The sequence below is a fragment of the Paenibacillus sp. 203 genome, from assembly GCF_037027525.1.
Taxonomy (GTDB): domain Bacteria; phylum Bacillota; class Bacilli; order Paenibacillales; family Paenibacillaceae; genus Paenibacillus; species Paenibacillus polymyxa_B.
The window spans coordinates 1-427 of the sequence record NZ_JAXCHD010000054.1; the positions used below are offsets into that span (position 1 = coordinate 1).

Below are 427 nucleotides of genomic sequence, written 5' to 3' on the forward strand. Positions count from 1 at the left end.
CGGGATGGACGTACCGCTGGTGTACCAGTTGTTCCGCCAGGAGCACCGCTGGGTAGCTATGTACGGAAGGGATAAGCGCTGAAAGCATCTAAGCGTGAAGCCCCCCTCAAGATGAGATTTCCCAATTAGTAAGACCCCTTGAAGACGACGAGGTAGATAGGTTGGGGGTGGAAGTGCAGTAATGCATGGAGCTGACCAATACTAATCGGTCGAGGGCTTATCCTAAAGAATAAAACGCAAATGAGTTTCGGATCCAGTTTTCAGGGTGTAACCTTGAAGGTATGTAGAAATACATACAACAAGCGCATGGCTATTCATTCACACGATAAGTGATGAACCGAATAACCATACGGAAGAATTTGCACAGCAAATTCATGTTTGGTGGCGATAGCGGAGGGGTTCCACACGTACCCATCCCGAACACGAC

At 48.5% G+C, this 427-nt stretch carries 1 rRNA gene; it reads left to right on the plus strand.

What is annotated here, in order from left to right:
- Window positions 1-225 (plus strand): 23S ribosomal RNA (locus tag WA407_RS26345); the annotation flags it as partial.
- Between the last annotated feature and the right edge of the window lie 202 nt (window positions 226-427).